General features: G+C 62.8%; 18 protein-coding genes and 1 pseudogene. 6 read left to right on the forward strand and 13 right to left on the reverse strand.

Annotation, left to right across the window (positions count from 1 at the left end; all coding sequences use genetic code 11):
- Positions 1–40: 40 nt before the first annotated feature.
- The 7 genes from ABH939_RS22820 to ABH939_RS22850 are packed head-to-tail and all read right to left on the reverse strand — an operon-like array spanning position 41 to position 6,785.
- Positions 41–754 (reverse strand): class II aldolase/adducin family protein, encoded by a 714-nt coding sequence (locus ABH939_RS22820; protein WP_030537945.1) that lies wholly within the window; start codon positions 752–754, stop codon positions 41–43.
- On the reverse strand, positions 751–1,905 hold the full coding sequence (locus ABH939_RS22825) for an LLM class flavin-dependent oxidoreductase (RefSeq protein WP_007735501.1): 1,155 nt from the start codon (positions 1,903–1,905) through the stop codon (positions 751–753). Before ABH939_RS22825 ends, ABH939_RS22820 begins: the two co-directional genes overlap by 4 nt.
- On the reverse strand, positions 1,902–3,011 hold the full coding sequence (locus tag ABH939_RS22830; RefSeq protein WP_050656907.1) for an LLM class flavin-dependent oxidoreductase: 1,110 nt from the start codon (positions 3,009–3,011) through the stop codon (positions 1,902–1,904). The genes ABH939_RS22825 and ABH939_RS22830 overlap by 4 nt, the downstream gene beginning before the upstream one ends.
- Complete coding sequence (locus ABH939_RS22835) at positions 3,008–4,048, reverse strand: ABC transporter substrate-binding protein (RefSeq protein WP_404650183.1); 1,041 nt, start codon at positions 4,046–4,048, stop codon at positions 3,008–3,010. The genes ABH939_RS22830 and ABH939_RS22835 overlap by 4 nt, the downstream gene beginning before the upstream one ends.
- The gene (locus ABH939_RS22840; protein ID WP_030537943.1) at positions 4,032–4,874 is read right to left on the reverse strand and encodes an ABC transporter ATP-binding protein; all 843 of its coding nucleotides are present in this window, start codon (positions 4,872–4,874) and stop codon (positions 4,032–4,034) included. The genes ABH939_RS22835 and ABH939_RS22840 overlap by 17 nt, the downstream gene beginning before the upstream one ends.
- Complete coding sequence (locus tag ABH939_RS22845; protein WP_003946011.1) at positions 4,871–5,728, reverse strand: ABC transporter permease; 858 nt, start codon at positions 5,726–5,728, stop codon at positions 4,871–4,873. Before ABH939_RS22845 ends, ABH939_RS22840 begins: the two co-directional genes overlap by 4 nt.
- A gap of 4 nt (positions 5,729–5,732) precedes the next feature.
- On the reverse strand, positions 5,733–6,785 hold the full coding sequence (locus ABH939_RS22850) for an NrtA/SsuA/CpmA family ABC transporter substrate-binding protein (RefSeq protein ID WP_054187223.1): 1,053 nt from the start codon (positions 6,783–6,785) through the stop codon (positions 5,733–5,735).
- A 247-nt stretch (positions 6,786–7,032) separates the two neighbouring features.
- On the opposite strand from ABH939_RS22850, the gene ABH939_RS22855 reads away from it, so the two are divergent.
- The 4 genes and pseudogenes from ABH939_RS22855 to ABH939_RS22870 all read left to right on the forward strand — a co-directional run bounded on the left by ABH939_RS22855 (position 7,033) and on the right by ABH939_RS22870 (position 10,478).
- Complete coding sequence (locus ABH939_RS22855; protein ID WP_030537941.1) at positions 7,033–7,782, forward strand: IclR family transcriptional regulator; 750 nt, start codon at positions 7,033–7,035, stop codon at positions 7,780–7,782.
- Between the two features lie 116 nt (positions 7,783–7,898).
- Positions 7,899–8,369, forward strand: a complete 471-nt coding sequence (locus tag ABH939_RS22860) for an NfeD family protein (RefSeq protein ID WP_064689121.1) — start codon at positions 7,899–7,901, stop codon at positions 8,367–8,369.
- Positions 8,366–9,181 carry a slipin family protein gene (locus tag ABH939_RS22865; RefSeq protein ID WP_003946040.1) on the forward strand — a complete coding sequence of 272 codons (816 nt, stop codon included), beginning with the start codon at positions 8,366–8,368 and terminating at the stop codon, positions 9,179–9,181. Before ABH939_RS22860 ends, ABH939_RS22865 begins: the two co-directional genes overlap by 4 nt.
- A 59-nt stretch (positions 9,182–9,240) precedes the next feature.
- Positions 9,241–10,478 (forward strand): annotated as a pseudogene (locus ABH939_RS22870) (DUF222 domain-containing protein).
- Positions 10,479–10,543: 65 nt separating this feature from the next.
- Here the strand turns inward: ABH939_RS22870 and ABH939_RS22875 are convergent.
- A complete protein-coding gene (locus tag ABH939_RS22875; RefSeq protein WP_083058516.1) occupies positions 10,544–11,251 on the reverse strand; it encodes a pyridoxamine 5'-phosphate oxidase family protein in 708 nt (235 codons plus the stop codon).
- Positions 11,252–11,348: 97 nt separating this feature from the next.
- Between ABH939_RS22875 and ABH939_RS22880 the strand changes: the two genes are divergently transcribed.
- A complete protein-coding gene (locus ABH939_RS22880; RefSeq protein WP_042448051.1) occupies positions 11,349–12,734 on the forward strand; it encodes a PLP-dependent aminotransferase family protein in 1,386 nt (461 codons plus the stop codon).
- 59 nt (positions 12,735–12,793) lie between these two features.
- Complete coding sequence (locus tag ABH939_RS22885) at positions 12,794–14,911, forward strand: FAD-dependent oxidoreductase (RefSeq protein ID WP_404650184.1); 2,118 nt, start codon at positions 12,794–12,796, stop codon at positions 14,909–14,911.
- A 7-nt stretch (positions 14,912–14,918) separates the two neighbouring features.
- Here ABH939_RS22885 and ABH939_RS22890 read toward each other — a convergent pair whose 3' ends face one another.
- The 5 genes from ABH939_RS22890 to ABH939_RS22910 all read right to left on the reverse strand — a co-directional run bounded on the left by ABH939_RS22890 (position 14,919) and on the right by ABH939_RS22910 (position 19,498).
- Complete coding sequence (locus ABH939_RS22890; protein ID WP_404650185.1) at positions 14,919–15,977, reverse strand: isopenicillin N synthase family dioxygenase; 1,059 nt, start codon at positions 15,975–15,977, stop codon at positions 14,919–14,921.
- 143 nt (positions 15,978–16,120) lie between these two features.
- On the reverse strand, positions 16,121–17,224 hold the full coding sequence (locus ABH939_RS22895; protein ID WP_003945979.1) for an inositol-3-phosphate synthase: 1,104 nt from the start codon (positions 17,222–17,224) through the stop codon (positions 16,121–16,123).
- A complete protein-coding gene (locus tag ABH939_RS22900) occupies positions 17,217–17,780 on the reverse strand; it encodes a PadR family transcriptional regulator (protein ID WP_003946014.1) in 564 nt (187 codons plus the stop codon). Before ABH939_RS22900 ends, ABH939_RS22895 begins: the two co-directional genes overlap by 8 nt.
- Positions 17,781–17,896: 116 nt before the next feature.
- Entirely contained in the window at positions 17,897–18,667 is a 771-nt protein-coding gene (locus ABH939_RS22905; RefSeq protein ID WP_064689044.1) for a DUF1707 domain-containing protein, read from the reverse strand.
- 9 nt (positions 18,668–18,676) lie between these two features.
- Positions 18,677–19,498 carry a DUF1707 domain-containing protein gene (locus tag ABH939_RS22910; RefSeq protein WP_404650186.1) on the reverse strand — a complete coding sequence of 274 codons (822 nt, stop codon included), beginning with the start codon at positions 19,496–19,498 and terminating at the stop codon, positions 18,677–18,679.
- Positions 19,499–19,507 lie beyond the last annotated feature (9 nt).

Genomic DNA, 19,507 nt, shown 5'->3' on the forward strand with positions numbered 1-19,507 from the left:
AGATCTACGGTTTCCTGTTCTGAATCAGTGATGGGGGTGGCTAGATGAGGCCGCGTCGACGCGCCTCGTCGGCGAGTCCGCTACGGCCCCACTGCACGGCGAGGTTGGACGGATCGAATTCGACCGAACCGCCGAGGGATTCGGCGATCGCCTGGAACTGGGCGCCCTCCTCGAGGAGGACGACGAACTTCGCGAGGTCGAGCAACCCGCTGCGGCCGATGACGTTGACCCCGCCGTTGGCTTCGAAGATCGCCACCAGATCGGGATCGTGTTCGAGACGCTCGAGAATGAAATCGCCTGCAGAACGGGACCGATCGATGTGCGGCGGAATCTCTCGGGAGAGCGTCAGCCTCTGCGAAGCCGCATAGCGGATGGGTAGCGTCCGATGTGTCTGTGCCCAACCGCCGAGCCACGGTGTGTGGATGTGGACAACGCTGGTGATTTCCGGATGCTGACGGAAGACCGATGCGTAGCCGGTGACAAATCCGGCCGATCCGTTGCCGGACAGCACCTCTCCATCGAAGGTGGCGACAACCGGTGACACCGACGGATCGTTCGCCCACGGTCCCGGATCGTTCAGGGCGACCGCGATTTCGGTGCCGGGTACTCGTTCGACGAAGTTGACGGTCCCGTTGGCTGCAACGGTTCCGGTCTTGCGGAAGACGTCGAATGCTTTGTCTGCTGCTTTGCGAGCTTCTTCGACGAATGCTGCGGTATCGGTATCGGTGTCGAGTCGAGTTTCGGTGGTGGTCATCGAGTCTCCAGTCCAGAAGGTGTGATCGGGGTGCGCTGCAGGAGGGGAAGAACTTCTTCGCCGACGCGGTATGCCTCTTCGAGATGCGGGTTACCGGCGAGGATGAAGGCGTCGACGCCCAGTTCGCGCAGCTCGTCGAGCCTTTCGGCGACCTGCTCGTAACTGCCGACCAGTCCGAACGCCGGTCCGCCGCGGATGAGGCTGAAGCCGCACCACACGTTGGGTTGCACTTCCAGATCTCGGTAGCCGGTGATGTGTTCGGGTACCCAGCCTTTGATGCGGGCGGCGCCCACCGAGTCACCCTGGGCTGCACGGTCGGCGGCCCCCTTGTCGACGAAGGCCCAGCCTTTCTCGATCTCGGCCCACGCGGCTTCTTCGGTGTGCCGGGCTACGACGTCGATGCGTACGGCGAATTTCGGCGTGCGTCCCAGTTTGGCCGAGTTCTCCCGCACTCCGTCGATCTTGGCTCTGAGATCGGCGTACGGCTCCAGCCAGGAAAGGTAGTAATCGGAGTGCAGTCCGGCGGCGGCGACGGCTGCGGCCGAAGATCCGGAGAAGTACACCTCGGGAAACGGTTGGCCGGCCAGTCCGGTTGGCAGTGCGGCGCCGTGGGTTTGGAAGAAGCGACCGTCGAAGTCGAAAGGTTCGCCGTCCCACACACCCTTGAGGACATCGAGGAACTCGGACGTTCTGGTGTAGCGATCGTCGTGGTCGACTTTGTCGCCCCACCACAGCTGAGGCGCTCCGCCTCCACCACTGATGATGTTGTAAACCAGACGTCCGCCGGTTGCTCGCTGCAGACTGGCCGACATCCGCGCGGCCTGGACCGGGTGAAGGAACCCCGGTTGGAACGCAACCATGAAACGGTAGGTGGTGGTCTCGGCGGCCAACGCTGCTGCGGTCGCCCACGGATCCTCGGTCATCGGGAAGGACGGCAGAAGTCCACCGAGGAACCCTGCGGACTCGGAAGCCTTTGCCACCGCTGCCATGTGGTCGATGTAGCTGTATCCGTCCAATTCGCCGCCGCGGATCGCGGGAGCAATGTTGCCCGGCCCGTATCCACCGGCATCGCCGCGGTTGTAGCGACGCGGAGTACGCAGCGACGCGTGGTCGCCTTCCATCCCGATCCGCCAATAGAAATCGATGCTCATGCGGTGGCCTTCTCTTCTGTGGTGGCCTTCTCTTCCTTGCGAATCCGACCCTCGGGATCGACCAGGTGCAGGAGATGCTCGCCCGCCCGGTGCAGCTCTTCGATGTGTGGCCGACCGGACAAGACGAAACCGTCCACACCGATATCGCGATACGACGACAATCGCTGCGCCACCTCCTCGTAGCTTCCGACGAGGCCGATACTGTGCTCGTAGCCGATGCGGTCGAATCCGGACCACAGGATGCCGCCCCGATCGATCTCGAGTGCAGCGGAATCGGCTTCTCTCAGTTGCCGTTCGACGCGAGCCCAGGCTTCGTCCGCTGTTTCCCTCGCGATGATCGGGATGCGCAGGACCTTCTCGACGGTCCTGCCGAGTTCGGATGCTCGGTCGTCGAGGGTGGTGATCCGTGTCGACAACTCGTCGCCGGCAAGGGTGAACTGATGGACATCGGCATGGTGGGCCGAGAGTTCCAGAGCTTCCGGCGAGTCCCCGGTCAGATGTACTCGGGGAAAACGGAGTCCCGACAAGATGCCTCGGAATCCGCCGCCGAGTACGTCGTAGTATTCGCCGTCGAAGTCGTAACCCGTACCGCCGAATCCGCCAGGGAGAATCTGCTCCTCGTTCCATACGCCACGGGCCACGGTCAGGAACTCCGCGGCGCGCGCGTAGCGGTCGGCTCCTCGAACCACGTCGCCGCGAGCAGCGGCGTCTTCGGGGTCCGTCTCTACCTTCACTCGCCATTCGAGACGACCTGCCGACAGGCGCTGAAGTGTCGCCGACATTTTGGCGGCGTAGACGGGGGTGCCGAAAGTGGGGTGAAACTCCACGACCACTCGCGAATGACGCGTCTGACGTAGGGCGGCGGCTGCAACGATCCAGGATTCTTCGCCATTCGGATCGTACGGTGCGACAACGCCGTCGACGCCCGACAGTTCGGCGGCGAGAACGATCTGTGCCAATTCGTCGAAGGGCCCGAAGTTTCCGGGACGAACATCGGTCGCGACGGTAGTCGGTCGCTGCGGCCCGAAGCCGCCGCGACTGTTCAGTGCGGCCACCGCCCGGCGTCCGTCACCGCGAGACGGTAGCTCCCAGTAGACGTCCGTCATTCTGCTGTGCCCTTCTGCGCAACGAGGTTGCGTGCCTGTTCCAGTGGTTCGTGCGCCACCCAGGACTGCAGGTCGAAGTCGGCGGCAAGGAAGCCGTGCGCATACAGGAATTGTTTCTGCACGCCGAGCAGGTCCACACGCTCGTCAGACAGGCTCAAATGCAGTCCGGTGTGGAAGTTCTCGCCGTACGCTGCCACCACACCTTCGGGCCCCGACTGTGTTTCGGTCTGCAGAACGGCTCGGACCTCGTCGATGTTGGCTGCGGCCCAGTCCGTCGCTCTCAGGCTCTCGGCGAGGAAACCCACGACGATGTCCGGGCGTTGTTCGAGTAGGTCGGCATGAACTGTGATCGGTCGTGGGGTGCCGTTGTTGACGCGATCACGTAGCGATGCAGTGGAATCGAGATCGACGGCAACGGCGAGGCCATGTTCGCGGGCAACTTCCTGGGCGCGGGCACCCTTGACGTAGATGGCGTCGACGTCGCCGCGTAGCAGGGATTCGACGCCCCACGTCGTGTTGCGGGTGGACGAGGCGGTGCGGACCTCGGGGGCTGCCGTCGTCGCAACCTCGACGAGGGTGACGTCGGCAAAACTCAACTCGCCGAGTCGAAGTGCGGAGGCGAAGCCGTGCAGGGCCATGGCACGAGGAAAGCTCCTGGCCTGATCTGCCGCCCAGGCCGGGATACCGATCCGAGCGCCGGCCAGAAGACCGGCTTCGCGGATGTCGGAGTCTCCGCGCACCAGGATTGCCTGGGCCTCGTCGATCCAGGTGAGCCCGATGAGCCTCGTCGGAGAACCACTGGCACGCGCGGCCAGTGCGGGGACGTTGCCGCCTTCGCGAATGAGTCCGGAGAGGTGGTGATCGAAATGGCGCACTGCCAATTCCGGTCCGGCATCTTGCAGTACGCCGAAACGCACTCCGGATTCGTTTGCCGTCCGGTCGAGCCAACCGAGACTGTTGGCGAGGCCGCTGGCGGTGGGAACGGGGCAGCGGGTGTACCAGAGTGTGTCGATTGCGGAATCAGCGATCAATGTCATGACTGTCCTGTCCGTCGGGGAAGGTGCGACCGACGCCGAGTTCCTTCAGGAAACTCGCTCGGTAGCGCAGAGATTCGGGATCGTTCCGATCGCGGGGGCGTGGCAGGTCGATGTCGACATCCACGGCAAACCCGCCCTTGTCGAGGATGAGCACACGGTCGGCAAGTCGTACGGCTTCGTCGACGTCGTGCGTGACGAGCAGTACTGCCGGACGGTGGCGGGCGACCAGATCGCCTACCAAGTCTTGCATTTGGAGCCTGGTCAAAGCGTCGAGGGCTGCGAACGGTTCGTCGAGCAGTAATAGTTCAGGTTCGCGAACCAGAGCACGAGCCAATGCGACGCGTTGGGCCTCGCCGCCGGAGAGGGTGGCCGGCCAGGCGCGGTGCTTGTCCGCGAGGTTGACCTCGGCGAGTGCGTTGCGTGCATTGTCGGTCACCTGACGTGACCGTTTCTGTCCGACTGTGACATTGGCCAGAACTCGCTTCGACGGGATCAATCGCGGTTCCTGGTAGACGACCGTGCGGTCGCGTGGGACCAGCACATCACCGCTGTCCGGTGCTTCCAAACCGGAAAGCACTCGCAGCAGGGTTGTCTTGCCGGTACCGCTGGGGCCGAGGAGAACGACGAACTCGCCGCGCGTGATCTCGAGGTCGATACCACCTAGAACAGTCTTGTCACCGAACGACTTACGCACTCCGGTGAGCGAGACCGCTACCGGTGATCCGGCACGTCGCTCGGCCGCGGTGGTGCCGGTCCGCTCACGGGCTGCCAACGGCGGCAGAGGTGCTTCGGTGGATGGCAGCGAGCCGATGGTTGTATTCGTCATCGCGCCACCGACAATCTCCGCCACGGCATGGAGTACCGCTCGATCAGTCTGACGATTGCGTCGAAGATGAGTCCCAGTGCCGCGTACATGACGATGCACAGAACCATGTAGTCGGTGCGGTTGTATTCCTGCGCCAGGGTGACCAGATATCCGATGCCCTCACGTGTGCCGACCTGCTCGGCGGCGATCAATCCGGTGATGCTGAGCGACAGGCAGATTCGAAGCCCCATCAGAACACCGGGGAGGGCGGTCGGAAGAATCGCTCCGAACACCAGTCGCCAACCCGTCAGGCCGAAACCTTGTGCCGCTTCCACCATCTTGCGATCGACTCCGCGCACTCCCAGGTAGGTGTACGCGTACATGGGGGCGACGGTCGCGACGGCGATCAGGACTACCTTGAAGGTTTCGTCGATACCGAACCAGGCGATGAACAACGGAACGAGCGCGAGGAACGGAACCGCGCGGTTGATCTGCATGGTCGAGTCGATCAGTTCTTCGCCGAGCGAGGAGAGACCGGACAGAACCCCGAGAACCAATCCGACGATCACACCGACCGAAACACCGAGTGCAGCACGTTGAAGTGACGCGAGACCGAAGTCGACCAACTGACCCGACTGGTACAGCTCGGCGAATGCCGTCCACACCGCCGGAGGTCCGGCCAGGATCTCTTCGCGGATCAGTCCGGTAGCGGATCCGATCCACCATCCGGCAACCAGCAGCGCGGGCACGAGGAAGCGGAGTGGGATCGAGACCCACTTGGGCCTGCTGCGATTGCGGCGGTAGCGGGGCGTTTCGAGTTGCGGATGCTCCACTGACGGCGACGCAGTTCGTGCGGGCCGGGTCAGCGTCACCATCGGGTCACTTCCCCTCAGTGGTGGGTGCTGCCGCTGCCGAACCTGCCACAGCACCCTGGAGGTCGAAGATCACGTCACTGCCCTTGATCGGCTGCTGGATCACCTTGTTGTCGGCGAACAACGTGGAGATCGATTCGAGGTCGGTAGCGTCGGCTGCAGTCGGGTAGCGGAAGTTGGTGATCTGGCCGCCCAGGGTGATCGCGTCGTCGAGTCGCTGTCCGGAGAGTGCGCGCGGACCGGTCTGTTCGAAGACGTTCTCGAATGCTGCCGGGTCGGCCTGCTGCTTCGCGGTGAGTTCCTGGGTGACCTCGAGGAACTTCTGGACCACTTCGGGATGCTCTTCGAGTACTACGGTGCGGCCGGCGATGATGGTGCTGTCCACGGAGTCGATGCTCGCCTCGGTTGCGATCTCGACCGCGCCCTTGGCCTTGGCCTCCTGATACGGAATCAGGAACGATGCCCAGGCGTCGACCTGCCCGGTGGAGAACGCCGACGCCGCGTCAGCCTGTTGCAGCGGAACACGTTCGACGGAATCGATCGGCACTCCGGCCTGCGTCAGGGCCTTGAGCGTGATGTACTCGCCCTTGCCTGCAGGGTTGACGGCAATGCGCTTGCCGGCCAGATCTGTGACGGTCTTGATGCCGGACTCCGGAGTGGCGATGATGCCGGCCTGGTCCTTGTTGTACGGGTCGGACGTGGCGAAGATGCGGACACCCACGTCCTTGGACAGTGCGCCGACGACGGGACTGTATGCGCCGGTTTGGATGTCGAGTTCACCGCTGTTGAAGAGTTTGAGGTTGGAGCTGAATCCCGGTGTGGTCTTGACCCATTCGATCTTTGCGCCCAGCGGTGCCAGCGCCTCGTCGTAGGTTCCGTCACGCTTGCCGACGGCGATGGCACCGGAGTTTCCGGGATCGAAAACTTTGAGCGTGAAGTCGGCGCTGGAATTGCCTGCGGCGCTGTCGGAATCGGAAGACCCACACGCCACCGCCAACCCGGCCAGCGGGATCATGGCGAGCGCAGCGGCAGCTCGTGGCAGTCGGCGGAAGCGGGACATGTATGTGGCTCCTTCAGGCGTTGAATCGTCAGAACTGACGACGATGACGCTATTGGGTGCCTGTCCGTTTTACCCCCGTTTGTTTTCTGGAGATTGGAAATCTTGACAACATCGGAAGTCTGTTCATCTGGCCTTTTGCAGGTCCACGTTCGGTTCCTTTCCATCTGATGGAAAGGATGGCCGGACTGCTGGGTCCGTGTTAGCGTCCGATTCTCAGGTCGATCAGGCCACAGCGAAAGGATCGTTCGTGACGGACGCACGCGGCGCGGGAGTTCAGACGGTAACCCGTGCTCTGACCATGCTCACATGTTTTCGCAGTGGCGAAGAACTGGGAGTCTCGGAAGTTGCGCGGCGACAAGAGCTTGCGGTCAGCACCACGCATCGATTGCTGCAATCGCTCGTCGACGCGGGATTTCTCGAGAAGGACGACGCAACCAGTCGGTATCGCATCGGCGCGGCGCTGGCGGCTTACGGACAGGTCTCCTACCGGCAGCATCGGATCTATCTGTCCGAGCCCTATTTGGAGCAATTGGCCGCGACGACAGGAGCATCCGCCTCCCTGGCAGTGCGAAGCGGAAGTGAGGTGGTGTTGCTCGGATTCAGTCGGTGGCGCGAGGCCGACGGGCACGTGCTGCAGGGTGTCCGCCTTCCCTTGCATGCGAGCGCACTGGGGAAAGCCTTTCTGGCTTGGTCCGATGTCGACGATTCCGAGCTGGCTGCGCTGCCACGTGAAGCGACCACTCAGCGTGCGATCACCGATGTCGCCGGTATCCGCCGGGAACTGGAACTGACTCGTGAGCGAGGATACGGATTCAACGACGAGGAGTTGACCCCGGATTTCCGAACGATCGGAATTCCGATCATCGATGGATCCGGCACTGTGCGTTACGCTCTCGGGCTTCGTGGTCCGGTCGAGCTGATGATCGACGAACGGATTCCGTTTCTCGCCGACCTTGCCAAGGTGACTGCACGACAGATCGGTGAGGTCCTTCTCTGACGTGATGTGAAAGCGCTTGTGGCAGATCCGGCCGAACGTGATTACCGTTGAAGTCGAGGGCGCGATCGCACAATGGCTGCGACGTGACCGCGTCCTCGCGAGCGTGGAGACGAGTGATGACGACGATCGGTGTCGTTGCCCTGTTGCTGGGCGTCCTGTTGATCGTGGTCGAGGCGCATGCCCCAACCGCGGGGGTGCTCGGTGCGCTTGGAGCACTCATGATCGGTGCCGGCGTGTGGATGCTCTTCACGTCCGACGGTATCGGGCAATTGATCGCGATTCCGGTGACGGCGGGGGTCGCGGTAGTCGGCCTGGGCGTGGTGGCGGTAGCGAGTCGAAAAGCGCTTACCGCGCGCCGCGCTCCCGTGCGTACGGGGACGGAATCTCTTGTCGGCTCGGACGCGACCGTTCGCAGTTGGACCGGTGTGCAGGGTCAGGTCGAGCTCGACGGCGGATTATGGCGTGCTCGAATGGAATTCGGGTACGACGATTCTGTGCCCGCCGTGGGCGAATCCGTCGTCGTAGAGCAGGTTCGAGGCCTGACTCTGAAAGTGCGCCGTCGTGAACCGTGGGAGCTGCCGCTATGACCACCGTGCTTGTCGTGTTGTCCGTGTTTGTCGTGCTGATTGCAGTCCTTGTGGGCATGTCGGTGAGAGTTCTGCGCGAGTACGAGCGCGCGGTGGTGTTCCGCCTCGGTCGACTGATCACCTTGAAGGGTCCTGGTCTGGTGATTCTGGTGCCGGCGATCGATCGCATGGAGCGGGTCAGTCTGCGAACCGTCACGCTGAAGATACCGGTCCAAGAAGTGATCACTCGCGACAACGTCCCCGTGAAGGTCACCGCCGTCACGTACTTTCGGGTCGTCGACGCTGACCGTTCGATAGTCGAGGTCGAGGATTTTCTGGCCGCCACCTCACAGATCGCCCAGACCACACTGCGCTCCATTCTCGGTAAAGCTGAGTTGGACTCGCTGCTCTCCGAACGTGAACGCCTCAACGAGGACTTGCAGAAGGTCATCGATCAGCAGACCGAGCCGTGGGGAGTCAAGGTCACGACCGTCGAGATCAAGGACGTCGAGATTCCGGCCAACATGCAGCGCGCCATCGCCAGGCAAGCAGAGGCCGAACGAGAGCGGCGAGCCAAGATCATCAACGCCGACGCCGAGTTTCAGGCTTCGGCCAAGCTCGCCGAGGCGGCCGAGGTGATCAGCCGCAATCCGACCACCCTGCAGTTGCGTTATCTACAGACGCTTCACGAGATCGGTAGTGAGAACAACTCCACCGTTGTCTTCCCCTTGCCGCTGGATCTTGTCCGGCCCTTTATCGGTGGCGGAGTTGCGGCAACTCCCGCGACCCAAGAACCTGCCCGTTTCGCCTGGAATGCGAAAGTTGTTGATTAGCATCTAGTTTCGGGTCTCCATCCCTTGTATTCGAAACTATGTTCGATTAGACTTTCGGCATGGACAGTCGGGAAGCGTGGCAACTGGATGATGAGGGCCTCAAGGGTGAGGTTCTGGATCTGGTGCGTGTCCGGCACGAGTTGCAGTCGCGGATGGTGTTGCTGATCGTGGAGATGTTTTCCCGGGAGGTTCTCGGCGGGAAGGGTTTTCGGGCGATCGCGCAGTGGTTGCATGGTTCGACGAATCTGGAGATCGGTGAGTGCAGTCTGCTGGTCGGGTTGGCGCGGTTGTTGATGCTCGAACCCGTGGTGGCGGATGCGTTTCATCGTGGTGATGTTGATGCGTTGAAGGCGCGGCAGGTGGCGTCGTTTTGTCAGCATCCGCCGAAGAACATGACCCTGGCGGATGTGGACAAGGCTCGCGGGATCTTGCTCGGTTTGGCGTCGAAGAACATCGCCGATTGTGATGCGGTGCGGGCGGCGATCCGGCGGATCGAGAAGCAGTACGGCAAGCGTGAGGACGGTGTCCCGGTCGGCGAGGATTCCGAACGTAACGAGTTCTACGCCTCGAAAGGGTTGTACGGGCGGGTGTCGGTGAAGGGTGATTTGGATTCGGTGAACGGGCCCGGTTGATCACGTTGTTGTCGAGTCTGTCTGCGCCGACACCGGAAAAGGACGGCGTGAAGGACACACGCACGCCGGCGCTACGGCGTGCGGACGGGTTTTGCGAATTACTGCGCCGGTACGAGCGGGCGGGGTTGGGTCCGATCGAGGGCGGAGTGAAACCGCACATCACCGTTACCGCGTCGGCAAAAGATATGACGGACCTTAAAGTTCTGAAAGACCTGTTGCCGTCGACTGAAGAACTGGGTTTCGCATGGGCGGATTGGGTGGGTCCGATCAGTATCGATACTGCCCGGATGTTGGCGTGCGACTGCACCGTGACGCGGATCTTGTTGGACGAGAATGGTGTTCCGCTCGACTGCGGTAAGGAAGCGCGAACGGCGACGGTTCCGCAGCGGCGGGCTCTTGCGGTTCGTGATGGTGGGTGTGCGTTTCCGGGGTGCGGGACTCCGTCGGGGTGGTGCGATGCTCATCATATTGTTCACTGGGGTGATGGTGGCCCAACGGATCTCGATAATCTGGTCTTGTTGTGTGGTCATCATCATCGGACGCTGCATCACACCGAATGGCGGGTGGAGATCGGACCCGACGGAGAAACCGTGTTCTATCCACCGATGTCGGTTGATCCGTATCAACAGCCGATCGGCGGGAACAGCCCACCCACAGCAGCCTGAACGGGCGCAACTGAATACGTACACACCGGGGCTTAGCCATGCCCCGGTGTGTACGGCGTGTGCGGTCAGAGCATCGTCGAGATATGGTCCGGCAGCGCGACACCGGAGTCGAGATCCTCGGACGGGATCGGTTCACCGAAGTGCGTAGCTGCGGGAACTACTCCAGCCCAAACGGTTTCGATACCGATGTCGGCGGCATCGTCACCGGGGCCGCCGGTGCGAGCCTTGACGGAAGCCTCGTACAACGGCAGTGCAAGAACGATGGTTGCCGCCATTTCCTTGCGCGTGTGATCCCGAAGGTGTTGGGAACGTCCGGGAACCACCTGGTCGACGATCAGATTCAAAGCCTTCACGCGCTCGTCGCCGTCGGTCACGACTCGAGGTGATCCGATGATGACGCCGCTGCGGTAGTTCATCGAGTGGTGGAAGCCCGACCGAGCCAACACGAGCCCGTCGAGGATCGTGATGGTGATGCAGATTTCGCTGTCGGGAGCCAAGCTCCGTGAAGCGACTGAACCGTGAACATAAATAGATCCGCCGCGGTCGGGGCCGTCGAGGTCGAACCCGTAGGCGGTGGGAAACACCATGGGAACTCCGCCGACGGTCACACCCATGTGGCACAGCTTCGCGGACTGCAAGACGTCGACGAGTGCCGCGCGTTCTGCGACGCCGTGGTGGCGGGCGCGCTTGTGCGTCGTACGTGCTGTCGGGGACAGCGGAATAGGTGCAGTGGGGGCAGGAGCAGGGGCAGCAAAGACAACGGAATCTGTCATGCAGACAATGCTGGTGGCAAAATGGCTTCAAGTCATGGTCCAATCAGTGGAGACTTCGATAGGCCACTTCGATTTGCCACTTCCGGGAGGGTTCTGAATGTTTCTGCCTTCGGCGGTAGCCGTCGTCCTCGACCGGACAGATCGGCGGGCGCTCCCGGTCCAGATTGCCGACCACCTCAGAGCTGATATCCGCAGTGGTAAGGCGGCAGTGGGTCTGAGGTTACCCAGTTCCCGGAAGCTGGCGGCGGAGCTCGAGGTGGCGCGGGGCGTCGTGGAACGGGCGTATGAGCAGTTGATCGCCGAGGGTTGGCTTGTCGCTGTGCACGGCTCAGGCACCTTCGTTGCCGAGGCGCCCTCCCCCATGGTCACTCCCACGACTACACCGAAGAAGGCCGCCGACAAGATGTCACCCAGGGTGCAGCTCCGGCCGGGCGTGCCGTGGACGCCACCGCGTGCATCGGCAGCGTGGCGGCGGGCGTGGCGTGACGTCGGGTCCAAACCGCCACCTTTCGAGGATCCCGATCCTGCGGGTGACTACGAATTGCGTTCGGCACTATCGGAATTACTGGCAAGAGCCCGCGGAATGTCGGTTGAACCCGAGAGAATCCTGATCACCTCAGGTGCCACGCATGGTCTCGGCCTCGCCCTGTCGGCTCTGCGTACCCGTGGTGCTGTTCTGGCGATGGAAGATCCCGGATACCGGTATGCGTCCTCGGCCGCTACAGCCTGTGGATGGTCGCTGCTCGACGTGCCCGTCGACGCTCATGGTCTCTGTGTCGACCAACTCGAAACTGCGTCGGAGAGCGTCCGTGGCGTGTATGTGACACCGTCCCATCAGTATCCGACGGGTGGGCTGCTTCCGGTAGGTCGGCGCAACCAGTTGATCGAGTTCGCCCGCGTCCGCGACGTCGTCCTGTTCGAGGACGACTACGACTCCGAATTCCGTTACGACGTAGCGCCTTTGCCTGCGCTTGCCCAGTTGGCTCCTGATCGGGTGGTGTATCTCGGAACAGTTGCCAAGACGCTCGGCGCCGGAATTCGATTGGGCTGGTTGGTGGCTCCCCTCGACCTGGTCGACCGCATAGCAGTACACCGCAAGCGAATCGGCGACTTCCCGTCGGTTCCGCTGCAGCAAGCACTCCTGTCCCTGCTCCGTGACGGCGAATGGGATCGAGCGGTGCGTACCGCCCGGCGCAGGTACCGGGAGCGTGATCGGGCGGTCGAGGAAGCGCTGTCATCGTTCGGTGAACTGCGGGGTCTCGGCGCCGGCATGCACACGACGCTCATGCTCGACGCGGATCTGGCAGCCGCCGTCGCTCGCGAGGCACTTGAACACGGCGTCGAAGTGCCCACCCTGGTCGAGTCCACCCGAACGCACGGAGACCCCGGCGGATTGGTCATCGGCTACGGACGGGTGGAATCCGCGGACCTCGAATATGCGCTCGAGGTGATAGCCGAGTGCCTCGCACGTCACAGCGCGTGAAGTCTCGTTGATCGGGAGTGCGGCAACGGATGGGCGTGGTCCAGTTCTAGCGTCTGCTCGTGACGATCCGAAGCCAGACCTTTCCGCACCTGCTCGCACCAGGCACCATCGGCCCGATGACCGTGCCTAATCGCGTGGTTCTCCCTGCGATGGACATGAACCTGTGTGAAGACGGGGAAATCGAAAAGGGCGACATCGACCACTTCGTGGCGCGTGCAGCTGGTGGAACGGGTCTGATCATCACCGGTTGCTGCGCTGTTGCGTATCCGCTGGGCTGCACCAGCCGCAAGGAACCGGGGCTTTCGGAAGACCGGTTCATCCCCGGTCTCAAGGCGTTGGCCGACGCAGTCCACGACGCAGGCAGCAAGCTCTGTGTGCAGATGACACACCACGGCAAGGTGGCGCGCATCGATACCCTCGACGGCCGACCGCAGTTGGTCCCGTCCACGCCGAAGCCGCCGGGTGACATGAGCGCGATGGCCGATTGCACGCCAGAAGAACTGGGCAAGATGGCTGCCATCAACGAGGGCAAGAGGGCTACGTACCACGAGGCAACCAAGGAAGATCTTGATTGGCTGGTTCGCATGTTCGCCGAGGCTGCCGGACGGGTGAAGGCGGCGGGCGGCGACGCCGTCGAGATTCACTGTGCCCACAACTACGTCCTCGGAGCGTTCCTGAGTCGGTACACGAATCAGCGCGGCGACGAGTACGGAGGTTCCATGGAGAACCGTGCTCGCCTCGCTTGTGAGGTCATTCGGGCGGTCAAGGAGGAGGTCGGTGGTGCGCTTGCCGTCATCGTGCGTCTGGCCGGTCAAGAGTACGGCGAAACCGACGGGCTGACGGTCGACGAGGCTGCTGCGGCCGCGAAGATGTTCGAAGAGGCCGGAGCTGACGCCATTCATGTCACCGGTACCGCGCTGAATGCTTTTGCCAACTTCACCGACGGACCACTGCCCGACAAGGTCGGCTACTACACCGACAATGCAACGCGAATCAAGCAGGCGATATCGATCCCCGTGATCACCGTCGGACGTATGCTCCCCGAGGTCGGCGAGAAGATGATCGCGGAAGGTCGCACGGACTTCGCCGCAATGGGCCGTCAGCTCCTGGCCGATCCACAGCTGGTGAACAAACTCAAAGACGGTGTACCCGAGCGGGTTCGGCCTTGCATCAATTGCTACGTCTGCGTGCAGGAGAACTTCTGGGACGAGACCCCGCTGTGCGCTGTCAATCCCGCGCTCGGCAACGAAGCGCTTCTCCCCTTCGTTCGGACCAGCACTCCGAAACACGTTGTTGTGGTCGGAGCGGGCCCCGGTGGTCTCGAGACGGCCCGCGTGGCCGCTGAACGTGGGCACCGAGTCACGGTGTTGGACAAGTCCGATCGCCTCGGTGGCACCCTGTGGTTCTCGAGCCTCACTACCCCGGACAACGGGCGTCTGCTCAGCTGGTTGAAAGTGGAAATCGAGCGTCTCGGTGTCGATGTTCGACTGAAGACCGAAGCCTCGGTTGCTTCGATCCGGGCACTGAACCCCGACGCCGTAGTCGTGGCCACCGGTGCAGTCCGTGAGCGGCCTAGCGTTCCGGGCGGCGACTTGCCGCACGTGCACACCGGTGATTCGTTGCGCGCGTTGATGACCGGAGCGGGAGACGTCTCACAGGTACCGCCGTTCCTGCGGACGATGGCCAAGTTGGGCAAGCTGTCCGGTATCACCAAGAGCCCCGCGGCGATCCGAGCTGTGACCCGCAAGTTCCTGCCCATGGGTAAAGACGTTGTCGTGATCGGTGGTTCGCTTGTCGGACTCGAGCTTGCGGAGTTCCTGGCCGAGCGAGGTCGCAATGTGACGCTGATCGAAGAAGGCCAGCAGTTGGGTATTCCGATGGCGATGCCGCGCCGCTGGACGGCGGTGCGCCACGCCAAGCATGTCGGTGTGGACATTCACCGCAATTCAACGGTGCAGCGAATCACCAAGGAGCACGTCGAATTCCGTTCCGGTGACAAGACACGGACCGCTCCAGCCGACATGGTTGTCGTCGCGTCGGGAGTGTCGGCGCAGGCGCCACTGGCCGATTCTCTGATCGGTGTCGTGTCCGACGTACATGTGGTCGGTGACGCGGTGAACGTCGACTACATCGAGGGCGCGATGCACACGGCGTGGAAAGTCGCGATGGATCTGTAGTTCAGCATCAGGTAGCGCTTTGTGCCGCAACGATGTCCGGCCACCAGCGGGCCGCGACATCGGGGTGCGCACGTAGTCGACTCTTGAGGGCATTCGCCCCGTAGGAATCGTGTATCGGGTTGTTCGCGTCCACGGTGACGCCGGTGGCGCGCGCCGCCAGCTCGGGCGGTAGGTCGAACTCCGGGATCTGCGCTGCGTAGTTCGGGTTGAAGAAGAACGGCACCGAGATACGTTCGCCGTCGCCCTCGGGTGAAACTACCCGGTGCACAGTCGCTTTCAAGTATCCGCCGGTAGCGACCTCGAGCAGTTCGCCGATGTTGACCACCAGCGCCCCGTCGATCGGCGGCGCGTCGATCCAGTCGCCGTCGTGCTCGACCTGCAGACCGCCCTTGGCCGGTTCGACATAGAGCAGAGTCAGCACACCCGCGTCCTTGTGTCCGCCGACGCCCTGGGAGCCGGCACCTTTCGGGCGGCCCGGGTAACGCACCACCTTGATGAGGATCGACGGATCGTGAGCGAACGCGTCGTCGAAAATGTTCGCATCCTGGCCCAGGGCTACCGCCCATTCGCGTAAGAGGCTCAGTGCGATCGAGGTGAGCGTGTCGTTCCACTCGGTGATGACGTCGCGAAGTTCGGGAAGGGCGTCGGGCCACTGGTTGGGGCCCTGCAGAATCTCCCAGGCCGGTGAGGTGTCGGTGCGCTCGGCCGCGGGCTGTTCGGCCCCGATGTCGATCTGCTCGCGCCAGTCCTGCTTGCCTTCGGTCAGTTCGCCGCCGAGCCGGGTGTACCCACGGAAGTGCGGGCTGCGGACGTTCTCGATCGCGAGCTTCTCGGCAGTCGGCAGCGCGAAGAACTCGCGGGCGACGGCGAGGAGGCGTCGCTGCAGTTCGTCGGGAATCCCGTGGCCGACCAGGTAGAAGAATCCGACCTCGTGGGTGGCCTCGCGGAGCTGAGTGCGGAACTGCTCGGCGGTGTCGGGGTTCTGCGCAAGCGACAGATCGAGCACTGGCAGCGACGTAATCGACATGGGGTCCTCGATCCGTGTGATGGTTCTGATGTCCATCATTCCACGCTGAGCGGCACCCGGACCCGCACGGCAATTCGGCAGCCGCAGGCGTGATTACCCGCGCGGATGCGGAAACACCCTGCGGATAACAGAATCGGGGCCTTGCGCCGTTGGCGCAAGACCCCGAATCAGTGTGAGTCGAATTAAGCTTCGTCTGCGCCGATGATGAACGCTTCGAGCTCGATGCGAGCCTTGTCGTCGGCCATCTGGACCGGCGGGGACTTCATCAGGTAAGCGGAAGCCGGGTAAACCGGTCCACCGATGCCGCGGTCCTTGGCGATCTTGGCTGCGCGGACGGCGTCGATGATGATGCCGGCAGAGTTGGGCGAATCCCAGACCTCGAGCTTGTACTCCAGGTTCAGGGGAGCGTCACCGAAGGCGCGGCCTTCGAGGCGGACGTATGCCCACTTGCGGTCGTCGAGCCACTCCACGTAGTCCGAGGGACCGATGTGGACGTTGCGGTCGTGAACCTTGCCGGCAAGTGCGCCGGTCAGGTTGGACGTCACGGCCTGGGTCTTGGAAACCTTCTTGGACTCCAGGCGATCACGCTCGAGCATGTTCTTGAAGTCCATGTTTCCACCGACGTTGAGCTGGTAGGTGCGGTCCAGCACGACGCCGCGGTCTTCGAACAGCTTCGCCATCACGCGGTGGGTGATGGTGGCGCCGACCTGGCTCTTGATGTCGTCGCCGACGATCGGGACGCCGGCGTCCTTGAACTTGGCAGCCCACTCCGGGTCGGAAGCGATGAAGACGGGCAGGGCGTTGACGAATGCAACGCCTGCGTCGATCGCGCACTGTGCGTAGAACTTGTCAGCGTCGTCGGAACCGACGGGCAGGTAGGAGACGAGGACGTCGACCTGAGCGTCCTTGAGTGCCTTGACGACGTCGACGGGCTCGGCGTCGGACAGCTCGATGGTCTCGGCGTAGTACTTGCCGATGCCGTCGAGGGTCGGGCCACGCTGAACGGGAACGTCCAGGGGCGGGACGTCGGCGATCTTGATGGTGTTGTTCTCGCTCGCGAGGATCGCCTCGGAGAGGTCGAAGCCGACCTTCTTGGCGTCGACGTCGAACGCAGCGACGAACTGCACGTCGCGGACGTGGTACTTACCGAACTTGACGTGCATGAGGCCGGGGACCGTCTGGGTCTCGTCGGCATCCTTGTAGTAGTGGACGCCCTGAACCAGGGACGAGGCGCAGTTACCCACGCCCACAATGGCTACGCGCACCGCGGTGCTGTTCTCACCCATGGTCGGGTTCTCCTTCTTTCCGGGATGTTCCTGTTGTCGATTGCTCGGCTGCGATCAATTCGTTGAGCCAACGCACTTCGCGTTCACTCGATTCGAGTCCGAGCTGATGGAGCTGACGGGTATAGCGGTCCAGCGATCCGCTGGCCCGACCGACGGCCTCGCGGAGCCCCTCACGGCGCTCCTCGACCTGACGTCGCCTGCCTTCGAGGATCCGCATCCGCGCTTCTGCGGGGGTGCGGCTGAAGAAGGCGAGGTGAACGCCGAAACCGTCGTCGGTGTAGTTCTGCGGCCCGGTGTCGGCGACCAGTTCGGTGAACCGTTGCCGACCTTCCGGAGTGAGCTGGTAGACGCGACGCGCCCGACGCTTGAGCGTGCCGGTGGCAGTGTCGACGTCTTCCGAGATCAATCCGTCGGCTTGCATGCGCCGCAGTGCCGGGTACAGCGACCCGTACGAGAACGCGCGGAATGCGCCGAGCAGACCAGTGAGCCGCTTACGCAGCTCGTATCCGTGCATCGGTGACTCGAGGAGCAGCCCGAGGATTGCGAGTTCGAGCAACTGACAAACCTCCCGAGTCGTTGAACCTAACCGCTTGATGCGATAACCAACTATATCGCGCCGATATATAAAACCACACTGCGGACCGATACGTGTACCAGGGTGTCACGGCTAGATCAGGGGGTGAACGGGTAGATCGACATGATTTCGCCATCGAGGGCAGCGGTCAGGTACCCGCTCTCGTCGAGGTCGTTGCCGACGTGAATTTCGATGGTCGGCACGGTTTCGGAGCTCTCGATCATGAGGTACCGCGTGGTCGGATTCTGCACGGAGGTGGTGGTTCCGGCGCCGTCGAGCAGGGCGATCACGATGCGAGGATCGAGCTGTCTGACGTCGATCTGTGTCACGTCGGGTTCGCGTGATCCTCCTGAAGTCGTGTCCTCGAGGTCGCCTCGGTAGTAGCTGTCCAGGCTCTTGCGCGGCGCGGCAGGATCGGCGCGCGTTATGCGTGCATAAGTGGGATAGATGGTCATCTCGTCGACCAGTCCGCTGCCGTACTCCGTTTCGATGGCATGGAACATCGCCCCCAGGCCGTCGACGGTGTGTAACTGTGGCTCGGGGCTCGAGAAGATCGTGACGTCGGACGCGGCGTATTTGATTCCGAAACCGATAGCCGAGACCAGTGACAGAGCGATGATCACAACGGCGATCCAACGCGTGTCCAGCGAAGGTTCTTTCCGGAGAACGGGTAGGGACGCCTCGGTCTGCAGATCGAACGTCAATTCTTCGAGATCGCCGAGAGTAACTGCAACCGCGGCGAGTTCGGTCAATTCGTCGTGCTCGGCCGCGGTGAGTTGCCCGTCGGCGAAGGCGGAGTCCAGCACTGCGCAGGTGGCCTCGCGGTCGGCGTCGCGAGCACGGGTGGTCCGGGTCAGATCGTTCGGCATGTCCGAGGCCTATCGAGGAGTGAAGGGAGACAAGCGGATCGGGCGGCCATCCGGGGTCAGCTCCATCGAACCGCTCGCGCCGAGTTCGTTGTCCACGTAGATGGAAATACGTGGATCTTGGCCCGACGAACTCATGCTGATGTGTGAGACCTTGGCGTCGGGGACGTTGAGATTGGCGGACGCTCCGGCCAGGTATCCGGCGAGTTTGTCGATGTCGACCGAGGCGAGGTCGAAGGTAGTCGTGCTGGCCGCCCGGGATGTGGAGCTCTCGCTTGGTGTGAAACCTCCACGAAAGTCGATGTCCTCCTCCAGATTCGGCGAGACAGCGGCGGCGCGAGTGACGCTTGCATGGCCGTCGTAGAAGTTGGCGGAATCGATCAGCGTCGTGCCGTACTTGGCGCTGTATCTGGTGATGAATTCCCCGATCCCGCTTGCAGTGACCGTGTTCAGCGTCGAACTCACAATGGGGGCAAGCGGTCCGACAGGTTCGGCTGCAGCAGGTGGAGGCGGTGGGGGTGAATCGTCGGCGGACAAGGTGAGGAACCCGATCATGCCCGCGAAGACAACCGAAGCGGCCGCGAGGTACCAGATCTTGTCGATACGACGAACTTTGGCGACGGCGTTACGCAGCGTCGCTTTCTGCAGATCGCGGACCAGCAGATCGAGCTGTCCGAGCGTGGTCGCGGTCATGGCCGCAGCCGTCCGGTTCGCGTGCTCGTCGACCGTGATCTGGCCGTCGGACAGAGCCGTATCGAGAACGGCGCAGGTATCGGAACGGTCGACGTCGCGCGCACGGGTGCGCGTAGAGGTAGTAGTCGGGGACCCACTCACCGGCTCACC

Origin of the sequence: Rhodococcus sp. 27YEA6 (assembly GCF_044908235.1) — a bacterium.
In the GTDB taxonomy this organism is placed as follows: Bacteria; Actinomycetota; Actinomycetes; order Mycobacteriales; family Mycobacteriaceae; genus Rhodococcus_F; species Rhodococcus_F qingshengii.